Genomic DNA, 24,133 nt, shown 5'->3' with positions numbered 1-24,133 from the left:
ATTGTTGATTGATACTTATAGGACGCAAACTTTTTAAAAATGTTACAGAAAAAAACAAAAAGCTATTCCATGGTAAAAAATAGCTTCACCATAGCCTATATTTTACCCTGTAAATCGTTACCAAAAACTAGCTGCTTCTAACTTTAAATTGAGGATTTATCCTGCTATATTTCTTCTGAAAAAAGCATTATGAAACAGGGATATAATGAATTAAAAAAAAATAAAACATTAAAAGTACCTTAATCTCGTTTTTTGGCACTACTTTTAACTAAAATTATTAATTACAATATTATTATGAGTAAAGGAACAGTAAAATTTTTCAACGACACAAAAGGATTTGGATTTATCACTGAAGAAGGTGTAGATAAAGATCATTTTGTACACATTTCAGGATTAATCGATGAAATTCGCGAAGGTGATGAAGTTGAATTTGACTTACAAGAAGGAAACAAAGGATTAAATGCGGTAAACGTAAAAGTTATCTAATCATATATTTCAAGTTTTTTAAAAAGCCTATCATTAATGATAGGCTTTTTTATTATTATTTCTTCACACCTAGTTTAACCAATATACTTTCCAACAAACACCATTTTGTAAAAGCAGATTGTATTAAGTTTACACCTATAAATACGGTAAACCACATCCATTTTGGACTAACATAAACTGAAAGCACAACGCTTAGCAATACCATAACACCAACAATTACTCTAAAATATGTATTTAACATTTTTCTTCTTTTTTTAAATTTATATAAATCCTATAACAGCTACCTGTTCTGTATTTTTAGATATTATTTTTTATTCACGTCATTCTGAATGCATTTCAGAATCTCATTATTTATAATTCTTCTTCTCTATCATATAATAAACCAATGGCACAACCAATAAAGTTAGCACGGTCGATACAATTGTCCCTCCCATTAACGAAATTGCTAACCCTTGAAAAATAGGATCAAATAAAATCACAAATGCACCAATAACAACAGTTCCTGCGGTTAATAAAATTGGAGTTGTTCGCACTGCTCCCGCTTCAATACACGCTTGTTTTAGTGGCACACCTTCTGTAATTCGTATATTAATAAAATCGATAAGTAATACCGAGTTCCTAACCATAATTCCGGCTAAAGCAATCATACCAATAAAAGAAGTCGCTGTAAAAAACGCACCCATAATCCAGTGTCCTAAAATAATTCCAATTAACGATAATGGTATCGCAACCATCATTACAATTGGTGCCTTAAAATTTTGAAACCAACCAACAATTAAAATGTATATTAAGATAATGGCGCCTAAAAAGGCAATTCCCAAATCTCTAAACACCTCTAATGTGATTTGCCATTCGCCATCCCATTTTACTGTATAATTATCTTCAAAATCTGGCTGCCCTAAATACATTTCGTTTAACTCGTAGCCTTTTGGTAACGGAATCTCTTTTAACTTTTCTTCCATTCCAAGAATAGCATAAGCAGGACTCTCTAAATCTCCAGCCATATCTGCCATAACATAAACCACACGTTTTTGGTTTTTACGATGTATACTTTTTGCAGCTATCGTTTCGGTAATCGTTACTAAATCTGCAATAGGCACCATATTACCTTGTTTCGATTTTACCTTTAATTGTGAAATATCTGTAATTGTAGATTTCTCTTTTTCATCTAAAGCCAATACCAAACCAACTTGAGTAACCGCATCTTCGTCATACAAACTTGTGATGGATCTATTAGACAATGCCATATTCATAGTGTACGCTATTTGCTGTGGTGCAACACCATACAACATGGCTTTTTCCTTGTTTATATCAAATTGATACTCCGTTTGATCGGCTTCAACCATCCAATCAATATCTACAACATCAGTGGTGTTTTTTAAGATATTTTGAACGCCATTAGCGATTTTAATTTGCTCGTTATAATCAGGTCCGTATACTTCTGCAACAATGGTAGACATTACTGGAGGTCCTGGTGGCACTTCTACCAATTTAATATTGGCATTATATTTAGCTGCTATTTTTTGAATATCTGGACGCATTAATTTAGCTATACCATGACTTTGAATATCACGTTCGTCTTTATCAATTAAATTCACTTGGATGTCAGCCATATTAGATCCACCACGTAAATCGTAATGACGTACCAAACCGTTAAACGTAATTGGCGCAGAGGTACCAACGTAATTTTGATAATTAACCACTTCTGGTCGTGTTGATAAGTACTGTGACACTTCTTGAGCCACAACACCTGTGCGTTCCAATGTTGTGCCTTCAGGCATATCAATAACCACTTGGAATTCATTTTTGTTATCAAATGGCAACATTTTTACTGCAACCGACTTTGTAAAAAACAACACCATTGTCGCCATTAATACCATAAAAGTCAACCCTAAAAACAACCAACGTTTGCCTTTACTTTCTAATAAAGGACGTTCAAACTTGTTGTATACCTTGTAAATAAGCGTGTCTTCAACAGCTTTTTCAGGTGTCTCTTCTGCTCCTTTTTTATCTTTTTCTCTTAAGAAAATATAACCCAAATAAGGAGTTATTGTTAACGCTACAAACAAGGATAATATCATGGCAATAGACGCTCCTATTGGCATTGGCGCCATATATGGTCCCATTAATCCAGACACAAAAGCCATAGGTAAAACAGACGCGATAACCGTAAATGTTGCTAAAATAGTTGGATTACCAACTTCATTAATCGCATACAAAGCAGCCTCTTTAAACGGTAAACGTTTCATTTTAAAATGCCTGTGCATATTTTCGGCAATAATAATGGAGTCGTCGACCACAATTCCCGTTACAAACACTAACGCGAATAAGGTAATTCGGTTTAGCGTGTAATCCATCATATAATAACTCAATAATGTCAAAGCAAACGTAATTGGCACTGATAAAAACACGACCAATCCACCACGCCATCCCATGGCTAACATAACTACAAGTGTTACTGCAAAGATAGACCCAATAAGGTGCCACAATAATTCTGATACTTTATGCGACGCTGTTTCACCGTAATTTCTGGTAACCTCAACATGTACATCATCCGGAATTAACGTGCTACGTAAATGATCGACTTTATCAATAATGACCTCAGCAATTTTCATAGCATCGGCACCTTTGCGTTTTGCTACCGAAATGGTTACCGCAGGATATTCTGACTTATAATCCGCCGATTTCACACTTCCTTTTCCGTAACCTAAACTCACATAATTTTGTGGCACTTCTGGTCCATCAATAATTGTAGCGACTTGTTTTAAATAAATAGGCTGATTTTGTTGCACGCCAACCACCAAATTTTCAACATCAGTAACCGAAGCTAAAAAAGCACCTGTATTTACTAAAAACTCGGTATCATTCTTATCAAAACTCCCAGCACTTAATTGGCTGTTATTTGCTTTAATCATTTCCGAAACTGACAAGAAATCTAAGCCACTTGCAGCTAATTTATCTTTATCTAAAACGACACGTAATTGACGGTCACGACCTCCAATTTTATGCGTAATCGCCACATCGTTTATCTTCTTAATTTCGGCTTCCAACTCTTGAGCCATTTGGTTTAACTGGTAATCGTCATAATTTTCACTCCACAGTGTTAATCCCAACATAGGCACATCGTCAATCGCACGCGTTTTTACTAACGGAAACGTGACACCAGCAGGCATTTGATCCATGTGCTTGTTAATTTCGTTGTATAATTTAACGAAAGAACGCTCTATATCTTCGCCAACATAAAACTGTACGATGACCATCCCTTGCTCTTTCATGGACGTAGAATACACATATTCTACACCTTTAATATTCGAAATTAATTGCTCTAAAGGCTTAATCACACGCGACTCCACTTCCGTAGGACTTGCTCCTGGATACCCCACAAAAATGTCTGCCATAGGCACATCAATTTGCGGTTCTTCTTCACGCGGAATTAAAAACGAACTGTACACGCCAACCACCATAAATACAATCATCAAAAGCACTGTAAGCTTCGATTGCATAAAGACTTTGGCAATTTTACCTGCGATTCCTTCTTTCATAATTATTACTTTTTTTATTCCCATGACAATGGAAATATTTATATTTTGGGCGTTTTAACAGGCTATACACTGTATCTTTTTCACCAGTTATTACTGAGTGTTTTTTTATTTGCTGTGGCAATCTCTTAATCGATTGGGAGATTACCACGTCGTTGCACTCCTCGTAATAACAGCTTATTTATTAAGTAAAAAAGGATGTCGTTTCTATCCTTAACGCAACTTATTAGTTATTGAATTGTAATTTTTACACCATTAAATAGTTTGCCTTCAGCAGAAACAATATATGCTTCGTCTGCATTTAAACCAGATAATACTTCTACTTGATCTCCAAAAGTTCTGCCTAAACGCAACCATCGTAATAATGCGGTATTACTTTGACTTACGGTATAGACACCCGATAATTGACCATTAGTTACAATAGCATCCTTCGGTATTAAAACCATTGATGACGTGGCTTTTCTTTCCACAGGAAATTGAACTGTTGTAAACATCCCTGATAAAATAGTAGCTTCTGTTTTATCTAAATCTATTTTCACTAAATATTGCCCTCCAGTATTTTTAGCTGAAGTGCTGACCTCTTTTACTTTCCCTTGCAACGTTTTATTAATGGATTTGACTAAAACATCCACTGTAGTTCCTGATTTAATCTCTGAAATTTCAGTTTCTGGTACCATTGCCATAACTTCAAAATTCCCTGGTGTTTCTATACTTATCAATGGTACACCAGGATTTGCCATATTACCAGCTTCTATAGTTTTACTAGTTACAGTTCCGTTAAAAGGCGCAGTAATATTACTGTAAGCAAACTGTGCGTTTATTTCGTTTTTCATTTGATTAGCCCCTTCTACTCTAGCTTTTGCCATTTCGTAATTCGCAGTCATATCATCCATCTCTTTTTGAGACGCACTATTGTCTGCAAACAAGTTTTTAAAACGATTATAATCTTTTTGTGCATTATTTAAAGCAGCATTAGCTTCGGTTATTCCTGCATTTATTTGAGCTTTCTTGGCTTGTAAATCGCTATTATTAATAGACACTAATAATTGTCCTTTACGTACTTTATCGCCAACGTTAACATGTACTTTATTAACGTAACCCATCATTCTAGTACTTAAATCTGCACTATTTGTCGCTTGAATTTTTCCGCTTACAGATAAAAAAGGACTGTTACTGTTTGCTGCTACTTGACTAGTTTTAACGCTAATTGCTGGCGAATTATCTACAACAGGTTTTTTGTCTTCGCTTCCACAACCTGCTACTAATAGTGCTACAGAAAGTGTTAAGAGTGTATATATGTTTTTCATCATAAAATTATTCTTTAGTTAAAAATTGTAAGTATGCTTGTGTGTAATTGTATTCAAAAATGGTTTGGTAATATTCCAATTGCTTTTGTGCGTATTGCGTTTCAGCTAGTAATAAATCAGACGTTTTTTCTAAACCTTCTTTAAATCTGTTGGTTCTAATTCTTAAAGATTCTTCAGATTGTTGTAATGCTAAAGTTGTTAATTTCAACTTATTGTCAGCATCTATAAAGGCGCGTTTCGCTTTGTTTAATTCTAAATTACTTTGTGATACATATTGCTTGTATTCTAATTTAGATTTTTCGAATTCTGATTTACTTTTTTGCGCTTTTCCAATACGTTTAGAGCCTTGAAATATATCCCAACTTAATTGTGCTCCAAATAAGTATCCATTAGAACCGCCTTGAAAAATGTTATCGTCATACAACTCATAACTCCCAAACGCATTTAAACGAGGTAAAAACGCCATTTTATCAGCTTTATTCATCGCTTCATAAGCATTTGAGGCCAATTGCATGGCTTTAATATCCGATCTGTTTTCAGACACTGCTTTGTCTTCCATTGTAAATGTGCCAATGGCTAATTCGTCACTAGGCATATACACAACATAAGTTTCATCATTCATTAAAAAAGACAAATAATTAGACGCATTTTGCACATTACTTTTAGCGGTTTGTAATTGGTTTTGAACCTCAGTAACACGGACTTCAACATTCAATACATCTGCACGTTGTAAATACCCTTGTTTAAAGCTATCATCTGCTAATTTCTTATTAGCATTTGCTGCATCCAAAGCTTTTTCTAAAACGTCAACAGCTTTATAGGCTAATTGGAGTTGCATGTAGGCTTTATCTACTTCAAAAACTAAATAATCTTGTGTTCGTTCTGTCTTTAAAGACATCGCTTCCATTTTAGACTTAGCCGCTTTACGTTGGTAAATACCATCTAAATTTATTAATGGTTGCTGAATTTCGAACTTAGTCGCGTAGTTTTCAATCTGAGAAGGATCGTTTAACAACGCGGGACTAAAATCGTTCTGTGTTAAAATCTCTTGATTTAATTTACTCCCAAAAGCCATCAATGGATTAGTCGTTGCCATAGCTGTATGACTTGCTGTAATATTTGGCAAAAACACGGCATTGGTTTGTCTATAATCTGCTCTAGCTTGTTTAAAGTCTTCTTCAGAAATTTTTATGCTAGTATTTTCTGCTGACACCTTAGATAAAACATCAGATTTTGCAATAGGAACTACTTGTTGAGCTTGCACTGTAAGTGTTAATCCTAAAAGCAATAATGGTATATAAATATATTTTTTCATCAACTATTAATTTACAGTACAAATGTACATTACATAAACAGCGTGGTTGGTAACATTAGTTACCAACCAAAAAGGAACTTAAAACAGAAGTCTTGTTATAAATATATTAGTATCACTTATTTTTGCATACTATATGGACTCATTAACACAAATAGTATTAGGAGCAGCTGTAGGAGAAGCTGTTTTAGGTAGAAAAGTTGGAAACAAAGCCATGCTTTACGGAGCTATTGCTGGAACTATTCCTGATTTAGATGTTTTAGCCTCCTTTTTTACAGACAATGTCACGGCACTTTATCTACATCGTGGGTTTACACATTCTATTGTGTTTTCTGTGCTTTTTGCACCTATTTTCGCATGGATTATTACGCGGTACGAAACCTATAAAAACTTTAAAAATTGGACTTGGTTATTCTTTTTAGCATTTGTAACCCATCCTATATTAGATGCTCACACCACTTGGGGAACGCAACTCTTTTGGCCTTTTGATTTACGGTTAGCTTTTAAAAACATATTTGTAGTTGATCCATTATACACCGTTCCTTTTCTGATATTCTTGATTTTGGCAATGCGTCAAAAACGAACCACTACAAAACGACGTTTTTATAACAAAATGGGATTAATAATAAGTACATCGTACTTAGCCATTACGCTACTTTTAAAATGGGCAGCTTACACCAAATTTGAATCTGCTTTGAAAGAACAAAACATAGCTTATTTAGATATTGATACTAGACCGTCGCCTTTAAACACCATACTTTGGAGTGCCAATGTGCAAACTGAAGAGGCTTATTTATTGGGGAATTATTCCTTTTTTGACAGCCAACCCATCACTTTTGAAAGCTATCCTAAAAACCACAACTTACTAGGCAGTCTTGTTGAAGATAAAAGTGTAAAGCAAATGATTGCTATTAGTGAAGGTTGGTACACAATCACAAAAAAAGAAAACACGCTTTATTTTAACGATTTACGTTTTGGTTTATTAAGTTTAAAACCAAAATCAGAAAACTTTGTTTTTAAATACAAATTAGAAGTTGATTCTTCTGGTAAGGTTTCATTTATTGAAGCTCCAAAAGATTCTAATGACGGTAAAAAGCTGCTATCAGAACTTTGGCAACGTGTGAAAGGGAATTAATTTCGACCAAACAAAATTTTAAATATCTTAGTAAACTAAACTTAAAAATCATGGACATTACTGCAGCATATACGGATCTATATCAAATTACAATGGCACAAGTCTATTTTGTGACCAAACCAAATGGTAAAGCGGTCTTTGACTATTATTACCGTCGCAATCCTTTTGATAATGGCTATGCCCTATTTGCAGGATTAGAGGATGTTTTAGACATATTGGAGTCTCTTAAATTTTCAGAATCTGACATTTTATATCTAAAACAAAAAGGATTTGAAAATGAGTTTTTAGAGTATTTAAAAAACTTTAGCTTTAAAGGTAGTATTCGCTCTAGTAAAGAAGGTGATATTGTTTTTCCTAACCGTCCTATTTTACAAGTCGAAGCTAATATTATAGAGGCGCAAATTATTGAAACACTGTTACTAAATATTCTTAATTTTCAAACCTTAATTGCAACCAAAGCGAGTAGAATACGCTATAGCGCTAAAGATGCTATATTGTTAGACATGGGATTACGTCGTGCCCATGCCACAGGTGGTTATTATGCGTCTAGAGCTGCTGCTATTGGTGGATTTGATAGTACTAGTAATGTGAAAGCTGCCGAAGATTATAACATCGCATCTACAGGAACTATGGCACATTCGTTTATACAGAGTTATGATAATGAATTAGATGCATTTCGTGATTTTGCACAAGTACGACCTAAAAATTGTGTGCTTTTAATTGACACGTATAACACCCTAAAATTAGGACTTCCAAATGCGATTATAGTTGCCAAAGAAATGGAAGAAAAAGGTGAAAAACTTTTCGGAATCCGATTAGATAGTGGCGATTTAGCCTATTTATCTAAAAAAGCAAGAGCCGTTTTAGACGCTGCTGATTTAAGTTATGTGAAAATTGTAGTGTCAAATCAGTTAGACGAATTTGTTATCAAAAGTTTAAAAGAACAACAGGCACCAATTGACGTTTTTGGCGTAGGAACTAATTTGGTTACAGGACGACCAGATGCTGCGTTAGATGGTGTTTATAAATTATCTGAATATAATGGTGACCCAAGAATTAAACTCTCTGAAAACATTATAAAAGTATCGCTACCGTTTAAAAAGCAAGTATATCGCATAATTGATGCGGATGGGCTATTTTATGGTGCCGATGCTGTGGCTATGTATGCTGAAGGTGAAATTGATCACATGGAACATCCTTTTGATATTACTAAACAGATAGATATTAGTACTCTAAAAAAAGAACCATTATTAGAGTTAGTCATGGAACACGGAAAACGTATGATTCCTGCAAGAACAGTTACCGAAATTGCAGAATATTCACAATCCCGTTTGGCCCAACTTCCTGATGAATATAAGCGTTTTCAAAACCCGCATACCTATAAAGTTGGATTGAGTAGTCAACTTAAGAAAGAACGAAATGAACTAATTAACAAACATAAAAATTAAATTTAAACCGCGTTTTAAAAGCTCTAGCGTATTATATTAAAATAGTCAAACTATGAAAACACTTTTAGTCATTGATGTGCAAAACGATTTTATGCCTGGAGGATCACTTCCTGTTCCCGATGGTGATACCATTGTACCTATAATAAATAGCATACAAGATAAATTCGACTTGATTGTAGCCACACAAGATTGGCACCCAAAAGCACATTCTAGTTTTGCTGTAAATCAAGAAGGAAAATCTGATTTTGATAGTATTGAGTGGCGTGGACAAATGCAAACCTTATGGCCTGAGCATTGCGTACAAAGCAGTAAAGGTGCCGAATTGCACTCTGAGTTAGACACCACAAAATACGAGGCTATTTTTAGAAAAGGTACAGATATTAATATTGATAGTTATAGCGCCTTTTATGATAATAATCATTTAAAAGCAACGGGATTAACAGGCTATCTAAAAGAAAAAGAGACCACAAAACTCTATTTTTGTGGTCTTGCTTCTGATATTTGTGTTTACTTTTCTATTCGTGATGCTGTTAAAGAAGGTTTTGAATGCTATTTTATTGAAGATGCTGCAAAACCTTTAGATCTAGAAGCTTTTGAAGCTATTAAAACCAAGATGATTGCTATGGGTGTGCATATTATAACTTCAGCATCTTTTTAAAATTATTCAACCCTTCTTTCTGTTTAGCTTCTTGTACCTCCATGTCCCCCTGCGACCACTAACATTATTTTTATACTTAAATAAATGAATTTGAAAAATTGAATAATTGGATTCATCATTTTAAATCTTTGATATTTTGATATTCTTTCTGTCATTTTGATAATTATTAAATTCTTGTAAAATTTTCATGATATCCTAAATTTCACTTTGGTCTTTCAGGATAAGCGATTCATATCAATTAAAAACTAGGCGTTTTGTTTATTCCGGAATCAACCACCAAAATGGTCGCATTTTTGCTTTATAGATAAAGGCATAATGCAATGCTAATTTTAACCAATGACCGGCTAAACCTATTTGTCCGAAGGTTTTTCCTAATTGTCGCCCTTGAGTTTTTGGATATTTCTCATAATCCGGCACAATTGGATACGTTGTAATGCTTACTCCGCTTCCAGATAGCATCCCGTAACCAGCAGAAGCAATACATGCTGCTCCCATATTTCCCATAGAGCCTTTATGATTTAAAGATTCTTTTCCACTTTTTATAGAATCTATAATATTATCAGCAACCAATTTTGCGGTAATACCTGATGGCATTCCTGTACGCGGTGGCGCTGGAGCAATTACCGTCCCGTTTTTACTCGTTCTTGGCTTAGAAATGGCATGTGGTGGTGCAAAGGCTATTCCTGGAGCAAAAATATTTTTATAACTTGGATTTTGATACGTTTCTGGCCAATCTTTTACGGACCATTGTTCATATGGTTTTGGCGTGTAATCGGCGTCTACAATCATAAAACCTTTGAAGAGTTTTTCTGTGATATCGTTTTCATTTTTATCATAGGCTTTAAATCCATGACCAGAAAACGAAGGAATTAACATTGCAAAATCATAAGTTTCTACTTTATATTCGCCTTCTAAATTTTCGTAATGAGCTATACCGTCTTCAATTTTGTTTACGCCAGCTCCAAGGATCCATTTGATGTCTCTGTCTTCAAAAACCATTTCGACCATTTCATGAGATTTCATGGTCATACTACCATAACTTAATAACATACCATCCATCCCAAAATCTCCTAGTTGGTATTCGTTAGAAATCCAAGTGACTTCTGCCATGTCACGCACATTATGCTTGCGTAATTCTTGCTCAACATTTAAAATATATTCAAAAGCAGCACCTTGACAAGTCGATTTTGCATGACCTGTACCGATTAGAATTTTAGCTTTTTTACCCGCTTTCATTTCTTGGATTAATGCCTTCAAACCTAACCAAGCATGATCTGCATGAGAGAATGTACACACTGAATACGCTTTGTTTTTACCTGGTAATAAACCCTCTGTAGCTTCAAAGTTTAATTTTGGACCTGTAGCATTAATTAAATAATCGTAGGTTATCTTTTCTTGCGTTCCTTTATTATCTCCGTGCACATATTCTGATAAAACATAAGGTTTTTCTTCTGTTTTATCTCCTTCAGGGAAAAAAGAAATCGCTTTGGCTTGTTTATATCCAATACCTTTCTTTTTATACAAAGGTGCTAATGGAAAGTATATTTTTTCTGATTTCATTTTACCAATTCCAACCCAAATATTTGAAGGGACCCATTGGTAATTACTGTTAGGAGATACTACAATTACTTCATGATTTTTTGGCAGTTTTCGGCGTAAATGAGTTGCTGCAACATGACCAGAAATACCTGCTCCTAAAATGACAATTTTAGACATTTTATATGGTTTTAGAATGTGAGTTTAGTTTAAAATTAAAGCTATGAAGTAGAATCTATCAGATTGAATATCTGATAAATAGAACACCTTAATAATAGTACAAAGATTGAGTAATTATAGGTACTACACAGTAACTTTTGTTACACAAGTCTGTTAATTTGTCTTCTTATAACTCCAAACCGCTAAAGCATTCATTACAAAAGCATAAATCGCTGTTTTTAATAACTGAGGAAGAATATCTTTAAAACCAGAGCCCTTCAACATAACCATACGCATCACCTCTACAAAATAGCGTATTGGATTAAATTCGGTAAGGGTTTGCGCCCATTTTGGCATACTCTCTATTGGTGTGAATAAGCCACTCATTAAAATAAAAATAACGGTAAAAAACCAGGCAATAAACATCGCTTGTTGCTGTGTATCCGTAAAATTGGAAATAAATAAACCGATTCCTAAAATGACTAAAATATAAATAGAGGTATATAAATATAGTAATGCTAAACTACCAATCATCGGAATATTAAAAATGACTTTAGCCAAAATTAACCCGACCGTTAATAATCCCATGCCTATCACCCAAAATGGAAAAAGCTTCCCTATAATAAACTGGCTTTTTTTAATTGGAGTCACATTAATTTGTTCTAGCGTACCAATTTCTTTTTCGCGGACAATATTCATTCCCGAAAGGAAGAGCGTAATCATGGTTACTAATAAAACTAGAATACCAGGAACCATAAAGGTTTTGTAATTTAAGGTCTTATTATACCAAAATAATGGAATAGTCTCTATCGCTATTGGTTGTATTTGTTTATCTGAAACTTGTAATAAATCTACTTTTATACTCTGATTAAAGCCTTGTACAATTTGTGTGACATACACATTTTCTACACCTGCTGCTGCGCCATCAATAGCGTTTATAGTTACGCCTAAGCTATTCTGTTTTTCTTTTTGTAAATCACGTTCAAAATAGTGTGGGATTTCTAAAAGCACATCTACTTCTCCTTTTAACATCGCAGCACTGGCTAATGCTTCCGAAGGAAAATCTGTTAATACATTAAAATAAGTGGATGCATTAAATTTTTCAATTAACGCTCTAGATGTTGCTGTATGATCGTTATCAATATAACCGAATTTGATGTTTTTGACTTCAAAAGTTGCTGCATTAGATAATATCACAAGTTGAAATAATGGCAAAACAAAGATGATAGGAAGCATACCTTTATTTCTAAAAATTTGCTTAAACTCCTTTTGTATGATGTATAGGATTGTTTTCATTATTCCAATCTGATTTTATATTTCTTCACACTTAATCCTATAAAAAACACTGTCATTCCTATTAAAATTAAGGTTTCTTTCCATAAATATTGTAATCCTACACCTTTTAGCATAATGCCTTTTATGATGATAATAAACCACTTTGCAGGAATGATATTACTAATAATTTGCAATGGTAAGGGCATGCTTGAAATTGGAAAAATAAAGCCGGACAATAAAATTACTGGAAGCATAAGACCCATTAAAGAAATCATCATTGCTGTTTGTTGTGTAGCAGAAATTGTTGATATTAAAATACCTAAAGCTAATGCTGTAATTATAAATAAAACACTTTCAAATCCTAATAAAAAGAGACTTCCTTGAACTGGCATTTTAAAGATAAAAATACTTAGTAAAACAATAACTGTAGCATTTATAATAGATAGAAAAATATAAGGAAATACTTTGCCAACAATAACTTGAATTGGTTTTATGGGTGACACCAAAAGGATTTCCATAGTCCCTAATTCTTTTTCTCTAGTAATAGAAATCGAAGTCATCATAGCAGAAACTAACATTAAAATAATGGTCATTACACCGGGAACAAACATGTACACACTTTTTAATTCTGGGTTGTAAACCATTCTGGTTTGTGGTACAATTTGATAAGTGATGGCGATGTCTTTATTAAGTTCATTTTGATATTGTTGAAGAATAGCGTTGACATAGTTACTTACTGTATTTGCAGTATTAGGATCTGTAGCATCTGTAATAATCTGGATAGTTGCTTTGTGATCTTTAATTAAATTTTTGCTAAATCCTTTTTCGAAATTTAAAACCGCTTTTACTTTTCCTTTTTTGAAAATAGTTTCAATATCTGATTCTTTATTAATAAATTGACTGATACTAAAGTATTTTGAAGCTGAAATTTTATTAATAATTTCTGTTGTTGTTGCATCTTTAGAATGGTCTAAAACTGCAATCTCTACATTATTAATCTCATTAGTAATCGCAAAACCAAATAACATGATTTGTGCTATTGGCATTCCGAAGAGAATAAACAATGAACGTTTATCCCTAAAAATATGGTAGAATTCTTTTTTTATGAAGCCTATAAATCTTTTCATTATTTATCTTCCGCAGATCTAAAAGATTACCGCAGATTTTTTATTGTTATAATCCATTTACTTTTCTGAATATTCCTTTTGTGATGTCATCCACATTAAAATTTACTAAAATACCTAGCTTTAATTCCGAAATTTTTAAATAAGTTAAAACTTGCTTATGATGTACTTTTGCTAAATTTTCAATCGATTTTATTTCTATTATTACTTTATTATTGACTAACAAATCTAACCTGAAGCCAATTTCTAATTCTATACCATCATAAAATACTGGTAATGGGACTTGTTTTTTAACTGATAATCCTTGTTTCTTTAATTCATACATTAAAATGGTTTCATATACAGATTCTAATAAACCTGGTCCCAATTCATTATAGACTTTAAAAATAGCTCCTCTAATTAGGTATGAAATGTCATTTTCTGTTTTTTGCTCCATAATATTTTTTTTATAATTTTTTATTATTACTCCCGCAAATTTCGCAGATAACCGCAGATTTCCCTCAAGGTGTACTTATACTTTTTTATGCGATAATCTGTGACATCTGTGGGAAATATCTATCCTCTAGCAAGTTTTAAAAACACATCGTTCATATTATCTACTTGAAATTGTGCTTTTAATTTTTTAGGTGTATCTAAAGCTTCAATTTTTCCGTTTACCATAATGGAAACTCTGTCGCAATACTCAGCTTCATCCATATAATGCGTAGTTACAAAAACGGTAGTACCTTGATGGGCTGCTTTGTAAATCATTTCCCAAAATTGTCGTCTAGTAATAGGATCTACTCCTCCTGTTGGCTCATCTAAAAACACGATTTTTGGATCATGAATTAAGGACACAGAAAAAGATAATTTTTGTTTCCAACCTAAAGGTAAAGCACCAACTAATTGATCTGATACGTCTTCCAATCCTAATTCTTCAATCAAGATTGCTGTTTTTTCTTTTATTAGTTTTCTAGATAGGCCATAAATTCCGCCAAAAAACGTGATATTTTCTTTAACTGTTAAATCGTCATACAAAGCAAATTTCTGACTCATATAACCTATATTTTTCTTGATGTTTTCGGCTTGTTTATAAACATCAAATCCTGCAACCTGAGCTTTACCTGCAGTTGGTTTAGAAATACCTATCAACATTTTCATCGCTGTAGTTTTTCCTGCTCCATTTGCTCCTAAAAACCCGAATATCTCACCTTTTTTAACATCAAAAGTAATAGCATCTACAGCTGCAAAATCTCCGTACATTTTGGTTAACCCTTCTACTTGTATGACTGTATTGTTGTCCATTCGTTTTTTTTTAAACCTGACAGGTTTTAGTAATTTATTTAGCTAATTCCATGAAGGTATCTTCAATAGTTGCCACTGTTTTTTCTATTTCCACATTAGAAAGATTATTAGATTCTAAAAACTGTATCAAATCTTTAGGATTAAAATCTGCTCTACGATCTGTATAATGCACAAACTCACCAAAAGGATAGACACTATGGTTATATTCGTAAGTCTTTAAACTCTTAATAAGTTGATACGTATTATCTGCTCTAACGTTATAAATCTGTTTCGGATAGTGCTTAACAATGGCTTGAGGTGTATCAATCTGTAAAATTTTACCGTCTTGAATTAAAGCAATTCTGTCACATAAAGCGGCTTCATCCATATATGGTGTAGACACTAAAATGGTGATTCCTTTTTGTTGCAAACGTTTTAGCATGTCCCAAAATTCTTTTCTAGAAACTGGATCAACACCTGTTGTGGGCTCGTCTAAAAACAACACTTTTGGTTTATGAATTAAAGCGCAACATAAAGCGAGTTTTTGCTTCATTCCTCCAGATAATTTTCCCGCACGACGGTCTTTAAAAGGTTCAATTTGAACATAAATTTCTTTTATTAGGTCGTAATTTTCTTCAATGGTTGTTCCAAAAATAGTTGCGAAGAAATTTAAATTTTCTTCAACGGTTAAATCTTGATAGAGAGAAAATTTACCTGGCATATAACCCACATTATTCCGAATCTTTTTATAGTCTAAAACCACATCAAAATCAGCAACCGTTGCAGTACCTTCATTAGCAATTAACAGCGTGGTTAAAATTCTAAACAACGTTGTTTTACCTGCGCCATCAGGACCTATCAATCCAAAAAGCTCACCTTCTTTCACATTAAAAGAAATGTTCTCTAAAGCTTTTACACTTTTGTAAGATTTTGATATGTTAGAAACTGTGATGCTCATTCTGCAGTATTTATCCATAGTTCTGCGGGCATTCCAATTTTTAGGCTGCCCTCATTTTTAACGTCTACTTTTAAAGCATAAACTAATGCCACACGTTCTTCTTTTGTTTGAATTATTTTTGGGGTAAATTCTGCTTCTGAAGCTATCCAGCTAATCGTTCCTTTATACGCTTTCATAGCATCTGCGTTGTCAATTTTAATAGTTACTTCTTGTCCTATTTTGATATTAGCTAATTGTGTTTCACTTATATAAACACGCAATTGCATAGTACTTAAATCTGCAATTTTATACAACGGTTTTCCAAAAACAGTAATTTCATTTGGTTCTGCATATTTTGTCAAAACGGTTCCGTTTACAGGATTTGTGATTTTGCTTTTCTGGATTTGGTCGTCAATTTGCTTTAACTGTACATCAATAGATTTAAGCTCATTCACGACAGGTGCATTCTGTATTTCGACACTTCTAATTTGGCTTTTTATTACATCCATTTCGCCTAAAACATCATCCAATTGTTTTTGTGTTCCCGCATTGTCCTTTATAAGATTTTGAGCTCGTGTTTTATTTGTATTTGCAGTTTTTAGTTTTGCATTTAATACATTAATTTGTGATAAAACACCTTTAGATTTTGAAGCAATGACAGCTTTAGAAATTACAAGCTGTTCTCGTTTTAATGCTAAAGGGATTGTATCGATATAGCCAATAAATTGTTCTTTTTGAAGCACATCTCCTTCATCAAGATTAAACTGCATTAATTTTCCATTATTTTCTGCAGAAATTGTTATTTCTGTGGCTTCAAAATTTCCGTACCCATCTGCTTTTCCATTATCGTTTCCGCAAGAAAACAAAGTAAGTAGCATGATGCCTATGCTTAAAATATATGTGTGTGTGTTCATGTGCTTCGTATTATTGTCCTTTAATGACATTATAATTGGCTTTTGCTAGTTGTAACTGAATATTATGCTTTACCATGGTGTTTTCGTCTTCGTATAAATTAGTAAGTTCTGTGATGTATGCCGAAGAGGTTATTACGCCATTTTTAAGTTGCGAGTCCGCCGATTTGAGCACGTCTTTTCTAAGGTTAATTATTTCTAAATCTGAAGTAATAAACGTTTCAATTTTATCGATTTCCTTTTGTTGTTGATTTAGCACAATGTTAGTATTGAGTTTGAAAATTTCAGTTTCATTCTCTATAAAATCTTTGTTGATAGCTAAAGATTGTCTTTGCTTTTTGTTAGCCTTCCAATCAAAAACAGTCCAATTCACTTTAACACCAACGGTATAAAATGTTTGAAACGAATTATCCAACATATTTAATCCCGGATTACCATAACCTCCTGTTGCAAAACCTAGTAATTTAGGTGCGTTTTTTTTAGACAATAGGGTTTCATGATTTTCAATTTCTTCTTTTTTAAGTTGAAATAATTCTAATTCTGGTCGTGTTAGTTCTGTTTGTAACGGTGTGTCTAAAAGTGGCTTTTGAAATATTGTTGAAGCATTTAATGGCTGACTTATTAAACTTGATAATGTTTGAACAAGTGATGTTTTGTTACTTTCTAATGCGTTGAATTGCTGGCTTATTTTTAATAATTCGGCTTGTAAAACTTTATCTGAACTTGGTAAAATAACACCATACTTTATTCCTGATTGTACCTCCTTAAGCTTAGCTTCTAATTGCGCTTGTTTTGCGTTTAATAATAACTGAGATTCTTGCGCTAATAAAACAGAAAAATAAAGTTGATTAATTTGCTGTTTTAATTGATACAAACTGACTTCTACTTGCTTTTGTTTCGTTTTTAATTGAGCCGTTTTTAATTGTAAAGACGCATCTGTTGCACCTCCATTATAAATAAGTTGATTTAGAGAAACGGTTGCGCGGTATTGGTCTTTGTTTAAGGGTTCTATTCCTGACATTGCTAAAGGAAACTGAATAACATCAGATTGATAAGTGGCTTGCGCATCCAAACTTAACTGTGGCAATTTTGAAGTAGAAATAACGTCTAAATCCAATTTGTTTTGCGCATCTAAGAGTTTTTCCTGTTTTGCTAACGGATAGTTTTTTGTCACTAAATCATAGCATTCTTCTAACGTAATACTTTGCTGTGCTCTACTTGACAAGGACATTAATAGAATTAAAATGAGTGTTATGTGTTTCATTTTAGTTGTTCTTTATAGAATTAATAATAAAATCAGCAACTTCCGTTTTACGGGAATCCATTATTTTTTTATAGGCCATAGCATCCGTATTTGTAAAAGCCATGATTAAAGGTTTAGCTACAAAAGGAAAAATATTTAGAGCCAAAATATTAATAAATAACTGCTCTGCTGTGATAGGTTTAATTAGTCCATTTTCAATTTCAATAGCGACTTGTTTTTTAAATTTTTCGATATTTGGAAACCCATTTGTGTCTTTCAGTTTTAGAATAAACTCTGGATTTCTATTGAGTTCTTGAATGATGAAATTTGGCAAATAAGGATGTTTACTAATAAATGTGATGTAGTTTGAAGTGAAGTTTCTCACCTTTTCTTCAATAGAAGAATTATCATTTAAAATGGCATTTAATTGAGGTGCTAATAAGGAAAATGCATTCTTAAAAACCGCTTCAAATAACAACTGCTTGCTTCTATAATAATAATGAAGCATCGCTTTATTAATACCAGCTTTATCCGCAATTTCTTGCATGCGCGCACCGTCCATTCCTTTAGATTGGAATATACTTTTAGCTGCATTTAAAATCTGCTCTTCTGTATTTTTATCCTTTGCTTTTTTCATTATAACTACATAGTTTAACCAAGTGGTTAACAAATATATAATGAACTGGCATTAAATAAGATGACTTTTATCATATAAGCTGAATAAACAGTTACTTATTCAGCTTTTTATATATCCCTTTAGCAACTACAAGCCCTAAAACACCTCCTAAAGCTGAGACCATACAATTAGTAGAAAATAACATTATATTAATATCTTGGTTTTGCATTATTGACCATGGATCAAAACCTAATCTACCAAAAGACTTGATAAAAAAAATGCTTCCAAAAACACCAACTAACGTATTACCTATAAACCCGAAAGTGTACTTTTTATAAAAAAAACCAAATGTATTTGCGGCAATAATACCGATAAGAATACTAATTAATGAAATTAAAGTCCCTGTCATAATCGTTAATTTACACTAGTGTCCGTAATCCATTTTATCGACCTTACCAGCCATTAGTCTTTTTTGAATAATGAAGTAAATTACTATAAGAATAAAACCAATAATTGCCCAATTTACGGCTACAGACAAACCATAATTTTCTGCTGCGGTATTGTAAATAGTTAAATGCTCATGAGTACTATTAATAGAGGGTAATATAATTGGAAATAAAGACGCTAAAGATGATGTTATTCCTCCTAAAATCAATAAGGTAGAAAACATAAAACCGTGACTTTCTTTTTTTAGTTTTTTAATAAAAAATAAGCCAATTAATCCTGTAAGATAAATAATAGGAAAGACTATTAAATATGGTCTATCCATAAAGTTATCTAACGACTTTGGATTAACCACCTGCCATACAACTAATGAAAATGCTGTTAATATTGCTAGTGCGATATTCAACTTAAAAATAATACCTTTAAGTTTAGTATTAATTGACGAATTGGTTTTTAAAATTACCCAATTAGCACCATGAATAGCCAAGGTTACCACAGAAATTAATCCTATAATAATTGTAAACCAATCTATAATACCTGGCGTATCACTTAACGGACTAAAACTACTATCCCATAAGGGTAAGAAAAAATAGTGTCCTTCGTAAGCTGAAACTCCATTTTCTACACCTCCTAAATTCACACCTCTAACAATATTACCTAATGCAATACCAAAAAATAAGGCTAATAGTAAACTAGAAACACCAAATGACGTGTCCCAAATATCTTTCCACATTTGAAATTTAAATTGCCCTCTAAACTCTAAACCAATTGCTCTAAAAATAATTAACCACAACACGATTATTAATGGCAAATAAAAGCCACTAAAAACGGAAGCGTAAAATGTTGGAAATGCCATAAAAAGCATCCCTCCTGCTGCAACTAACCAAACCTCGTTAGAGTCCCAAAATAATCCTGCCGATTTTGCGATAACTTCTTTATCTTCTTCTTTTTTAGCAAAGAATAAATGAATGATTCCTGTACCAAAGTCGTAACCATCTAAAACAAAAAATACTGCTAAAACAATAGCGATTGCTATATACCAAAATACTTCCATAATTAATGTGTTTGAGGTTTTGGACCTTGATTAATAGTTTTACCAACTAAGACCAGAAATAACAAGCCTAAAAGCATATATAAAGCAACAAAACCAAGTAATGTAAATAATGTGTTTCCTGAAGATACTGTTGGCGAAATACCATCGCTAGTTTTTAATAATCCATACACTAAATACGGTTGTCGTCCTAACTCTGCAGTGTACCAACCTGTAAGATTTGCGATGTAAGGAAATGGCACTAAAAACATAATGGTCCATAATAACGGTTTTAATGTATATAACTTTTTTCGCCATAAAAAGAAAAGCGCTAACGCCATAACACCAATAAAAATGGTACCTAAACCAACCATTATATGGTAAGAATAATAAAGCGCAGGAATATTGCTTGGCAATTCTTCTTCTTTAAATTGATCCATTCCTGGGATTTGTTTATCCCAATCTTGATGCGTTAAAAAGCTTAATATATTAGGGACTGCTATTTTATTATCTAACTTTTTTTCAACCATATTAGGTTGTCCAACTAAAACAATTTCGGCTCCAGCCTCTTCTGTTTCAAAAATTCCTTCCATAGCTGCAAATGCTGCTGGTTGATATTCTGCAACGTTCTTAGCATTCCAATCACCTGTTGGAAAAGCAACCAATACACTAGATATTAATCCAAAAATAACACCTGTTTTTAAAAATAGTTTCCCGTATTCTACTTGTCTATTTCTTAATACATAAAAGGCTCCAATACTTGCCACAACAAAAGAAGACGTAACTACAGAAGCTATTTGATTATGCAAAAAGGCTGGTAATAACCAAGGATTAGTAAATAACGCTGAAAAGTTTTCTAAAACAAATTTACCGTTTTCTAAAATCTCATATCCTACAGGATGCTGCATCCAAGCATTAGTAGCTAAAATAAACCATCCACTTGCCCAAGAGCCTAAAAAGACTAAAAACCCAGTTAAAAAGTGTAGTTTTTGTCCCATTAGCTTTTCACCAAAAATAAAGAGCGCTAAAAAAGAGGATTCTAAAAAGAATGAGAACATCCCTTCCATTGCCAACGTCTGACCAATTATACCTCCTGTAAGTTCTGAAAACTTAGCCCAATTGGTACCAAATTGAAATTCCATTGGAATACCAGTAACCACTCCCATGGTGAAATTAATAGCAAAAATTTTCATTAAAAATTTTGCTGCATTGTTATATTTTTCGATGTTATTTCTTAAATATTTCCATTTAAAAAAGACGATCAATAATGATAATCCCATGGTTAATTGCGGAAATATATAATGAAATGTGATAGTAAATGCAAACTGCAATCTATCGTAAAAGAGCATGTCTTCCATAGCCTAGTTTTTAGACTATAAAAATACGACACAATGCTTAAATACTGTGTAACTTTTATTACAAAAAAACTCTTTTTTAAGTTTACATTTAATGTGAGATTTTCAGTATAAATAAAAACAATATTTACTATTAAAATATTCTGTATTTACACCTATAAACAGTCATAAAGCATATTGAATAGTTATTTATAAAATTAATACTAAAAATTATATTAATCTCATTTTTTATAAAAGTACACTACTCTTCTGTGCTATCCTTTTTTTTATCACTATTCATCATGAAATTAATAATAACTCCTATTAGAGTTAGACAAACAAGTCCAAAAACTGCAATCATTATTACACCATTATTCCAATTAGATAAAATTATATTTTGAGAGATCATACTATTAAGTTTTATGATTATTAATTGTTTAAAAATAACATACTATTTCAGTAAAAAACATGATATTTATCACATAAAAAGCACCCTTTCTGATGTTTTATTCTTTTTTTATGATAAAAAACAATTCTTTTCCTTTACGAGAAGAATAAGAATTATATGCCTCTTCCATGAATAGAATATTAAAATAAGGATCAAAATAATTTAAATATTCTCTTTTATTACCTCCAAAAGGAGGATGTGTATGATTTAAAGGTGCATTAAAAAGTAAACCAACAATTTTTCCATTTGGTTTTAAAAGCTGATTTGTTTTTTCAACATATTTAGGCCTTAAATCAGGATGAATAGCACAGAAAAATGTTTGTTCAATAATTAAATCACATGATAAATTAGTGTTAAAAAAATCATCATGTATAAGATGTGATGACGGAAATAAAGGGACTCTTGTTTTTAAAGACTGTAATGCTGTTAAAGATAAATCTACAACATAGACGTTTTTAAACCCTTTATAATGAAGATATTCTGCTTCATAACTATTACCTCCTCCTGGAATTAAAATTTTTAAATCTGTATTAGTCAATTGATCAAAATAAGCTTTTAATGGAGGAGAAACTTCACCTAAATCCCAACCAATATCTGAGACTTTATACCTATTATCCCAAAAAATTTCAGTTAAATCCATTAATAAGGTGCTGTTATGATGTTAATCAATTCATCTTTTTGAAGTACTCCAGATTGCCTCCAAACTTGCTTTCCATTTTTAAATAATAACATAGTTGGTACACCTCTAACTTGATATTTGGCTGCAATTCCTTGATTTTTGTCAACATCTATTTTAATAATAGAGACTCTATCTTTTAAATTAGTTTTAACATCTTTTAAAATAGGACTCATCATTTTACATGGGCCACACCATTCTGCATAAAAATCTACAAGGACAGGAATCTCTTGATTTATTAATTCTGAAAATTTACTCATAACTACCTTCTTTTTTACTAAAAATAACACTCCACATACCTCTAACCTGATTTATATTATAACCGATAGCTTTATCATTAGGATACAAAACAGCTAGTTTACTAAACGTTGGCTTGGCTATATCTGTTTCAGGATTACCATGACATTGTAAACACATGGAATTTGTTGTTATTGGATAATACACGTGTACTTTTCCGTTTAATTGATCTACAATTGGTTTTGGCTCGATATTATTTTTTATATCATTTTTAAAAGAGTTAATATACATTAATTCTTTGTTATTTGCTTTATTATTTAGGTTTCTAGGTTTATCTGAAACACGTTTTATTGCTGCATTATATAATACAGACATACTATCTGTTAAAGGATATGCCTGTTCATTACAAAAAACTAAAGCGCCTAAGGTTCCTTTTTTTTGAATGGTTCCCATTAAATTTTTCCCTAGAATTGCTTTTGTTGCTAAAGCATATTTTAAACCTCGTTTTGCATAAGACAAAGTATCATCATTAGCTTTAAGGTCTTCTTTCTGTGCATCATTTTTAAGATTTCTCCCTTTTTCTTCATTAAAATGATTTTCAAACCATTCTGGCTGTTCTATTTCAAAATCATATATATAATCGGCTATTTCAGCAATGGTTTCTTCTGGAAAAGATTGTTTTGGCATAACACCAAATTCTTTAACAGCTCCAACCATTTTAGCTTTATCTGCATTTGGATTTTTAACCCAAGTTTTGATTTCTTCTATAAATTGTGCTTTGGTTGTTGCTTCATTTATATAATGTTTCTTTATAGCAATCATAGGCGGACCTATCCTATCTGATTGATTATCTGTAGAATTATGACACGTATAACAATTAGTTTCCATTAATTTTTTACCAGGATGCTTATTTGCCTCCATTTGCTTTTCAAAAGCTGTATATTCTTTCTTTTTAGAATTATTACAGTTAAAAAAAAACAAGGAAATGCAGACTAATAGTATTAAATTTTTCATT

23 protein-coding genes are annotated in these 24,133 nt (G+C 32.4%); 4 read left to right on the top strand and 19 right to left on the bottom strand.

Annotated features, from left to right (window positions below):
- Positions 1 to 294: 294 nt before the first annotated feature.
- Positions 295 to 486 (top strand): cold-shock protein, encoded by a 192-nt coding sequence (locus ACU4C5_RS11445; RefSeq protein ID WP_028282170.1) that lies wholly within the window; start codon positions 295 to 297, stop codon positions 484 to 486.
- 55 nt (positions 487 to 541) lie between these two features.
- Here the strand turns inward: ACU4C5_RS11445 and ACU4C5_RS11440 are convergent, their stop codons facing one another.
- The 4 genes from ACU4C5_RS11440 to ACU4C5_RS11425 all read right to left on the bottom strand — a co-directional run bounded on the left by ACU4C5_RS11440 (position 542) and on the right by ACU4C5_RS11425 (position 6,647).
- A complete protein-coding gene (locus ACU4C5_RS11440) occupies positions 542 to 727 on the bottom strand; it encodes a YgaP family membrane protein (protein ID WP_446844343.1) in 186 nt (61 codons plus the stop codon).
- 106 nt (positions 728 to 833) lie between these two features.
- On the bottom strand, positions 834 to 4,028 hold the full coding sequence (locus ACU4C5_RS11435) for an efflux RND transporter permease subunit (RefSeq protein ID WP_446844342.1): 3,195 nt from the start codon (positions 4,026 to 4,028) through the stop codon (positions 834 to 836).
- 227 nt (positions 4,029 to 4,255) lie between these two features.
- Positions 4,256 to 5,332, bottom strand: coding sequence for an efflux RND transporter periplasmic adaptor subunit (locus ACU4C5_RS11430; RefSeq protein WP_446846452.1), 1,077 nt, complete (start codon positions 5,330 to 5,332; stop codon positions 4,256 to 4,258).
- Between the two features lie 7 nt (positions 5,333 to 5,339).
- Positions 5,340 to 6,647: a TolC family protein gene (locus ACU4C5_RS11425; RefSeq protein ID WP_446844341.1), complete on the bottom strand. Its 1,308-nt coding sequence runs from the start codon at positions 6,645 to 6,647 to the stop codon at positions 5,340 to 5,342.
- Positions 6,648 to 6,780: 133 nt separating this feature from the next.
- Between ACU4C5_RS11425 and ACU4C5_RS11420 the strand changes: the two genes are divergently transcribed.
- From ACU4C5_RS11420 to pncA, 3 genes are read left to right on the top strand one after another with little or no spacing between them, the layout of a single operon-like run.
- Positions 6,781 to 7,779 (top strand): metal-dependent hydrolase, encoded by a 999-nt coding sequence (locus tag ACU4C5_RS11420; protein ID WP_446844340.1) that lies wholly within the window; start codon positions 6,781 to 6,783, stop codon positions 7,777 to 7,779.
- Positions 7,780 to 7,826: 47 nt separating this feature from the next.
- A complete protein-coding gene (locus ACU4C5_RS11415) occupies positions 7,827 to 9,227 on the top strand; it encodes a nicotinate phosphoribosyltransferase (protein WP_446846450.1) in 1,401 nt (466 codons plus the stop codon).
- A gap of 52 nt (positions 9,228 to 9,279) precedes the next feature.
- Positions 9,280 to 9,885, top strand: coding sequence for a bifunctional nicotinamidase/pyrazinamidase (pncA, locus tag ACU4C5_RS11410; protein WP_446844339.1), 606 nt, complete (start codon positions 9,280 to 9,282; stop codon positions 9,883 to 9,885).
- A gap of 258 nt (positions 9,886 to 10,143) precedes the next feature.
- On the opposite strand, the gene ACU4C5_RS11405 is transcribed toward pncA, so the two are convergent.
- The 15 genes from ACU4C5_RS11405 to ACU4C5_RS11335 all read right to left on the bottom strand — a co-directional run bounded on the left by ACU4C5_RS11405 (position 10,144) and on the right by ACU4C5_RS11335 (position 24,132).
- Positions 10,144 to 11,601 carry an NAD(P)/FAD-dependent oxidoreductase gene (locus ACU4C5_RS11405; RefSeq protein ID WP_446844338.1) on the bottom strand — a complete coding sequence of 486 codons (1,458 nt, stop codon included), beginning with the start codon at positions 11,599 to 11,601 and terminating at the stop codon, positions 10,144 to 10,146.
- Between the two features lie 153 nt (positions 11,602 to 11,754).
- Positions 11,755 to 12,876: an ABC transporter permease gene (locus ACU4C5_RS11400; protein WP_446844337.1), complete on the bottom strand. Its 1,122-nt coding sequence runs from the start codon at positions 12,874 to 12,876 to the stop codon at positions 11,755 to 11,757.
- Complete coding sequence (locus tag ACU4C5_RS11395; RefSeq protein WP_446844336.1) at positions 12,876 to 13,982, bottom strand: ABC transporter permease; 1,107 nt, start codon at positions 13,980 to 13,982, stop codon at positions 12,876 to 12,878. Before ACU4C5_RS11395 ends, ACU4C5_RS11400 begins: the two co-directional genes overlap by 1 nt.
- A gap of 46 nt (positions 13,983 to 14,028) precedes the next feature.
- Positions 14,029 to 14,415: a GxxExxY protein gene (locus ACU4C5_RS11390; protein ID WP_136584203.1), complete on the bottom strand. Its 387-nt coding sequence runs from the start codon at positions 14,413 to 14,415 to the stop codon at positions 14,029 to 14,031.
- A gap of 119 nt (positions 14,416 to 14,534) precedes the next feature.
- Entirely contained in the window at positions 14,535 to 15,263 is a 729-nt protein-coding gene (locus ACU4C5_RS11385) for an ABC transporter ATP-binding protein (RefSeq protein WP_446844335.1), read from the bottom strand.
- Between the two features lie 34 nt (positions 15,264 to 15,297).
- Positions 15,298 to 16,200, bottom strand: coding sequence for an ABC transporter ATP-binding protein (locus ACU4C5_RS11380; RefSeq protein WP_446844334.1), 903 nt, complete (start codon positions 16,198 to 16,200; stop codon positions 15,298 to 15,300).
- Entirely contained in the window at positions 16,197 to 17,093 is an 897-nt protein-coding gene (locus tag ACU4C5_RS11375; protein ID WP_446844333.1) for an HlyD family secretion protein, read from the bottom strand. Before ACU4C5_RS11375 ends, ACU4C5_RS11380 begins: the two co-directional genes overlap by 4 nt.
- Before the next feature lie 10 nt (positions 17,094 to 17,103).
- Positions 17,104 to 18,354 (bottom strand): TolC family protein, encoded by a 1,251-nt coding sequence (locus ACU4C5_RS11370; protein WP_446844332.1) that lies wholly within the window; start codon positions 18,352 to 18,354, stop codon positions 17,104 to 17,106.
- Between the two features lies 1 nt (position 18,355).
- Positions 18,356 to 18,970: a TetR/AcrR family transcriptional regulator gene (locus ACU4C5_RS11365; protein ID WP_446844331.1), complete on the bottom strand. Its 615-nt coding sequence runs from the start codon at positions 18,968 to 18,970 to the stop codon at positions 18,356 to 18,358.
- A 91-nt stretch (positions 18,971 to 19,061) separates the two neighbouring features.
- Positions 19,062 to 19,358, bottom strand: coding sequence for a hypothetical protein (locus tag ACU4C5_RS11360; protein WP_446844330.1), 297 nt, complete (start codon positions 19,356 to 19,358; stop codon positions 19,062 to 19,064).
- A gap of 15 nt (positions 19,359 to 19,373) precedes the next feature.
- On the bottom strand, positions 19,374 to 20,447 hold the full coding sequence (gene cydB / locus ACU4C5_RS11355; protein ID WP_446844329.1) for a cytochrome d ubiquinol oxidase subunit II: 1,074 nt from the start codon (positions 20,445 to 20,447) through the stop codon (positions 19,374 to 19,376).
- Between the two features lie 2 nt (positions 20,448 to 20,449).
- Positions 20,450 to 21,781 carry a cytochrome ubiquinol oxidase subunit I gene (locus ACU4C5_RS11350; RefSeq protein ID WP_446844328.1) on the bottom strand — a complete coding sequence of 444 codons (1,332 nt, stop codon included), beginning with the start codon at positions 21,779 to 21,781 and terminating at the stop codon, positions 20,450 to 20,452.
- Between the two features lie 482 nt (positions 21,782 to 22,263).
- On the bottom strand, positions 22,264 to 22,845 hold the full coding sequence (locus ACU4C5_RS11345; protein ID WP_446844327.1) for a methyltransferase domain-containing protein: 582 nt from the start codon (positions 22,843 to 22,845) through the stop codon (positions 22,264 to 22,266).
- Entirely contained in the window at positions 22,845 to 23,141 is a 297-nt protein-coding gene (gene trxA / locus ACU4C5_RS11340) for a thioredoxin (protein ID WP_446844326.1), read from the bottom strand. The genes ACU4C5_RS11345 and trxA overlap by 1 nt, the downstream gene beginning before the upstream one ends.
- Complete coding sequence (locus ACU4C5_RS11335) at positions 23,134 to 24,132, bottom strand: c-type heme family protein (protein WP_446844325.1); 999 nt, start codon at positions 24,130 to 24,132, stop codon at positions 23,134 to 23,136. Before ACU4C5_RS11335 ends, trxA begins: the two co-directional genes overlap by 8 nt.
- Position 24,133 lies beyond the last annotated feature (1 nt).

It is taken from the genome of Lacinutrix undariae, from assembly GCF_052934785.1.
Note: the sequence above shows the minus strand (reverse complement) of the source record. Positions and strands in the feature narration are given on the sequence as shown.

Coding starts and splice junctions, on each gene's coding strand:
- ACU4C5_RS11445 (WP_028282170.1), top strand. CDS start 295: ATGAGTAAAGGAACAGTAAAATTTTTCAACGACACAAAAGGATTTGGA.
- ACU4C5_RS11440 (WP_446844343.1), bottom strand. CDS start 727: ATGTTAAATACATATTTTAGAGTAATTGTTGGTGTTATGGTATTGCTA.
- ACU4C5_RS11435 (WP_446844342.1), bottom strand. CDS start 4,028: ATGAAAGAAGGAATCGCAGGTAAAATTGCCAAAGTCTTTATGCAATCG.
- ACU4C5_RS11430 (WP_446846452.1), bottom strand. CDS start 5,332: ATGAAAAACATATATACACTCTTAACACTTTCTGTAGCACTATTAGTA.
- ACU4C5_RS11425 (WP_446844341.1), bottom strand. CDS start 6,647: ATGAAAAAATATATTTATATACCATTATTGCTTTTAGGATTAACACTT.
- ACU4C5_RS11420 (WP_446844340.1), top strand. CDS start 6,781: ATGGACTCATTAACACAAATAGTATTAGGAGCAGCTGTAGGAGAAGCT.
- pncA (WP_446844339.1), top strand. CDS start 9,280: ATGAAAACACTTTTAGTCATTGATGTGCAAAACGATTTTATGCCTGGA.
- ACU4C5_RS11405 (WP_446844338.1), bottom strand. CDS start 11,601: ATGTCTAAAATTGTCATTTTAGGAGCAGGTATTTCTGGTCATGTTGCA.
- ACU4C5_RS11400 (WP_446844337.1), bottom strand. CDS start 12,876: ATGAAAACAATCCTATACATCATACAAAAGGAGTTTAAGCAAATTTTT.
- ACU4C5_RS11395 (WP_446844336.1), bottom strand. CDS start 13,982: ATGAAAAGATTTATAGGCTTCATAAAAAAAGAATTCTACCATATTTTT.
- ACU4C5_RS11390 (WP_136584203.1), bottom strand. CDS start 14,415: ATGGAGCAAAAAACAGAAAATGACATTTCATACCTAATTAGAGGAGCT.
- ACU4C5_RS11385 (WP_446844335.1), bottom strand. CDS start 15,263: ATGGACAACAATACAGTCATACAAGTAGAAGGGTTAACCAAAATGTAC.
- ACU4C5_RS11380 (WP_446844334.1), bottom strand. CDS start 16,200: ATGAGCATCACAGTTTCTAACATATCAAAATCTTACAAAAGTGTAAAA.
- ACU4C5_RS11375 (WP_446844333.1), bottom strand. CDS start 17,093: ATGAACACACACACATATATTTTAAGCATAGGCATCATGCTACTTACT.
- ACU4C5_RS11370 (WP_446844332.1), bottom strand. CDS start 18,354: ATGAAACACATAACACTCATTTTAATTCTATTAATGTCCTTGTCAAGT.
- ACU4C5_RS11365 (WP_446844331.1), bottom strand. CDS start 18,970: ATGAAAAAAGCAAAGGATAAAAATACAGAAGAGCAGATTTTAAATGCA.
- ACU4C5_RS11360 (WP_446844330.1), bottom strand. CDS start 19,358: ATGACAGGGACTTTAATTTCATTAATTAGTATTCTTATCGGTATTATT.
- cydB (WP_446844329.1), bottom strand. CDS start 20,447: ATGGAAGTATTTTGGTATATAGCAATCGCTATTGTTTTAGCAGTATTT.
- ACU4C5_RS11350 (WP_446844328.1), bottom strand. CDS start 21,781: ATGGAAGACATGCTCTTTTACGATAGATTGCAGTTTGCATTTACTATC.
- ACU4C5_RS11345 (WP_446844327.1), bottom strand. CDS start 22,845: ATGGATTTAACTGAAATTTTTTGGGATAATAGGTATAAAGTCTCAGAT.
- trxA (WP_446844326.1), bottom strand. CDS start 23,141: ATGAGTAAATTTTCAGAATTAATAAATCAAGAGATTCCTGTCCTTGTA.
- ACU4C5_RS11335 (WP_446844325.1), bottom strand. CDS start 24,132: ATGAAAAATTTAATACTATTAGTCTGCATTTCCTTGTTTTTTTTTAAC.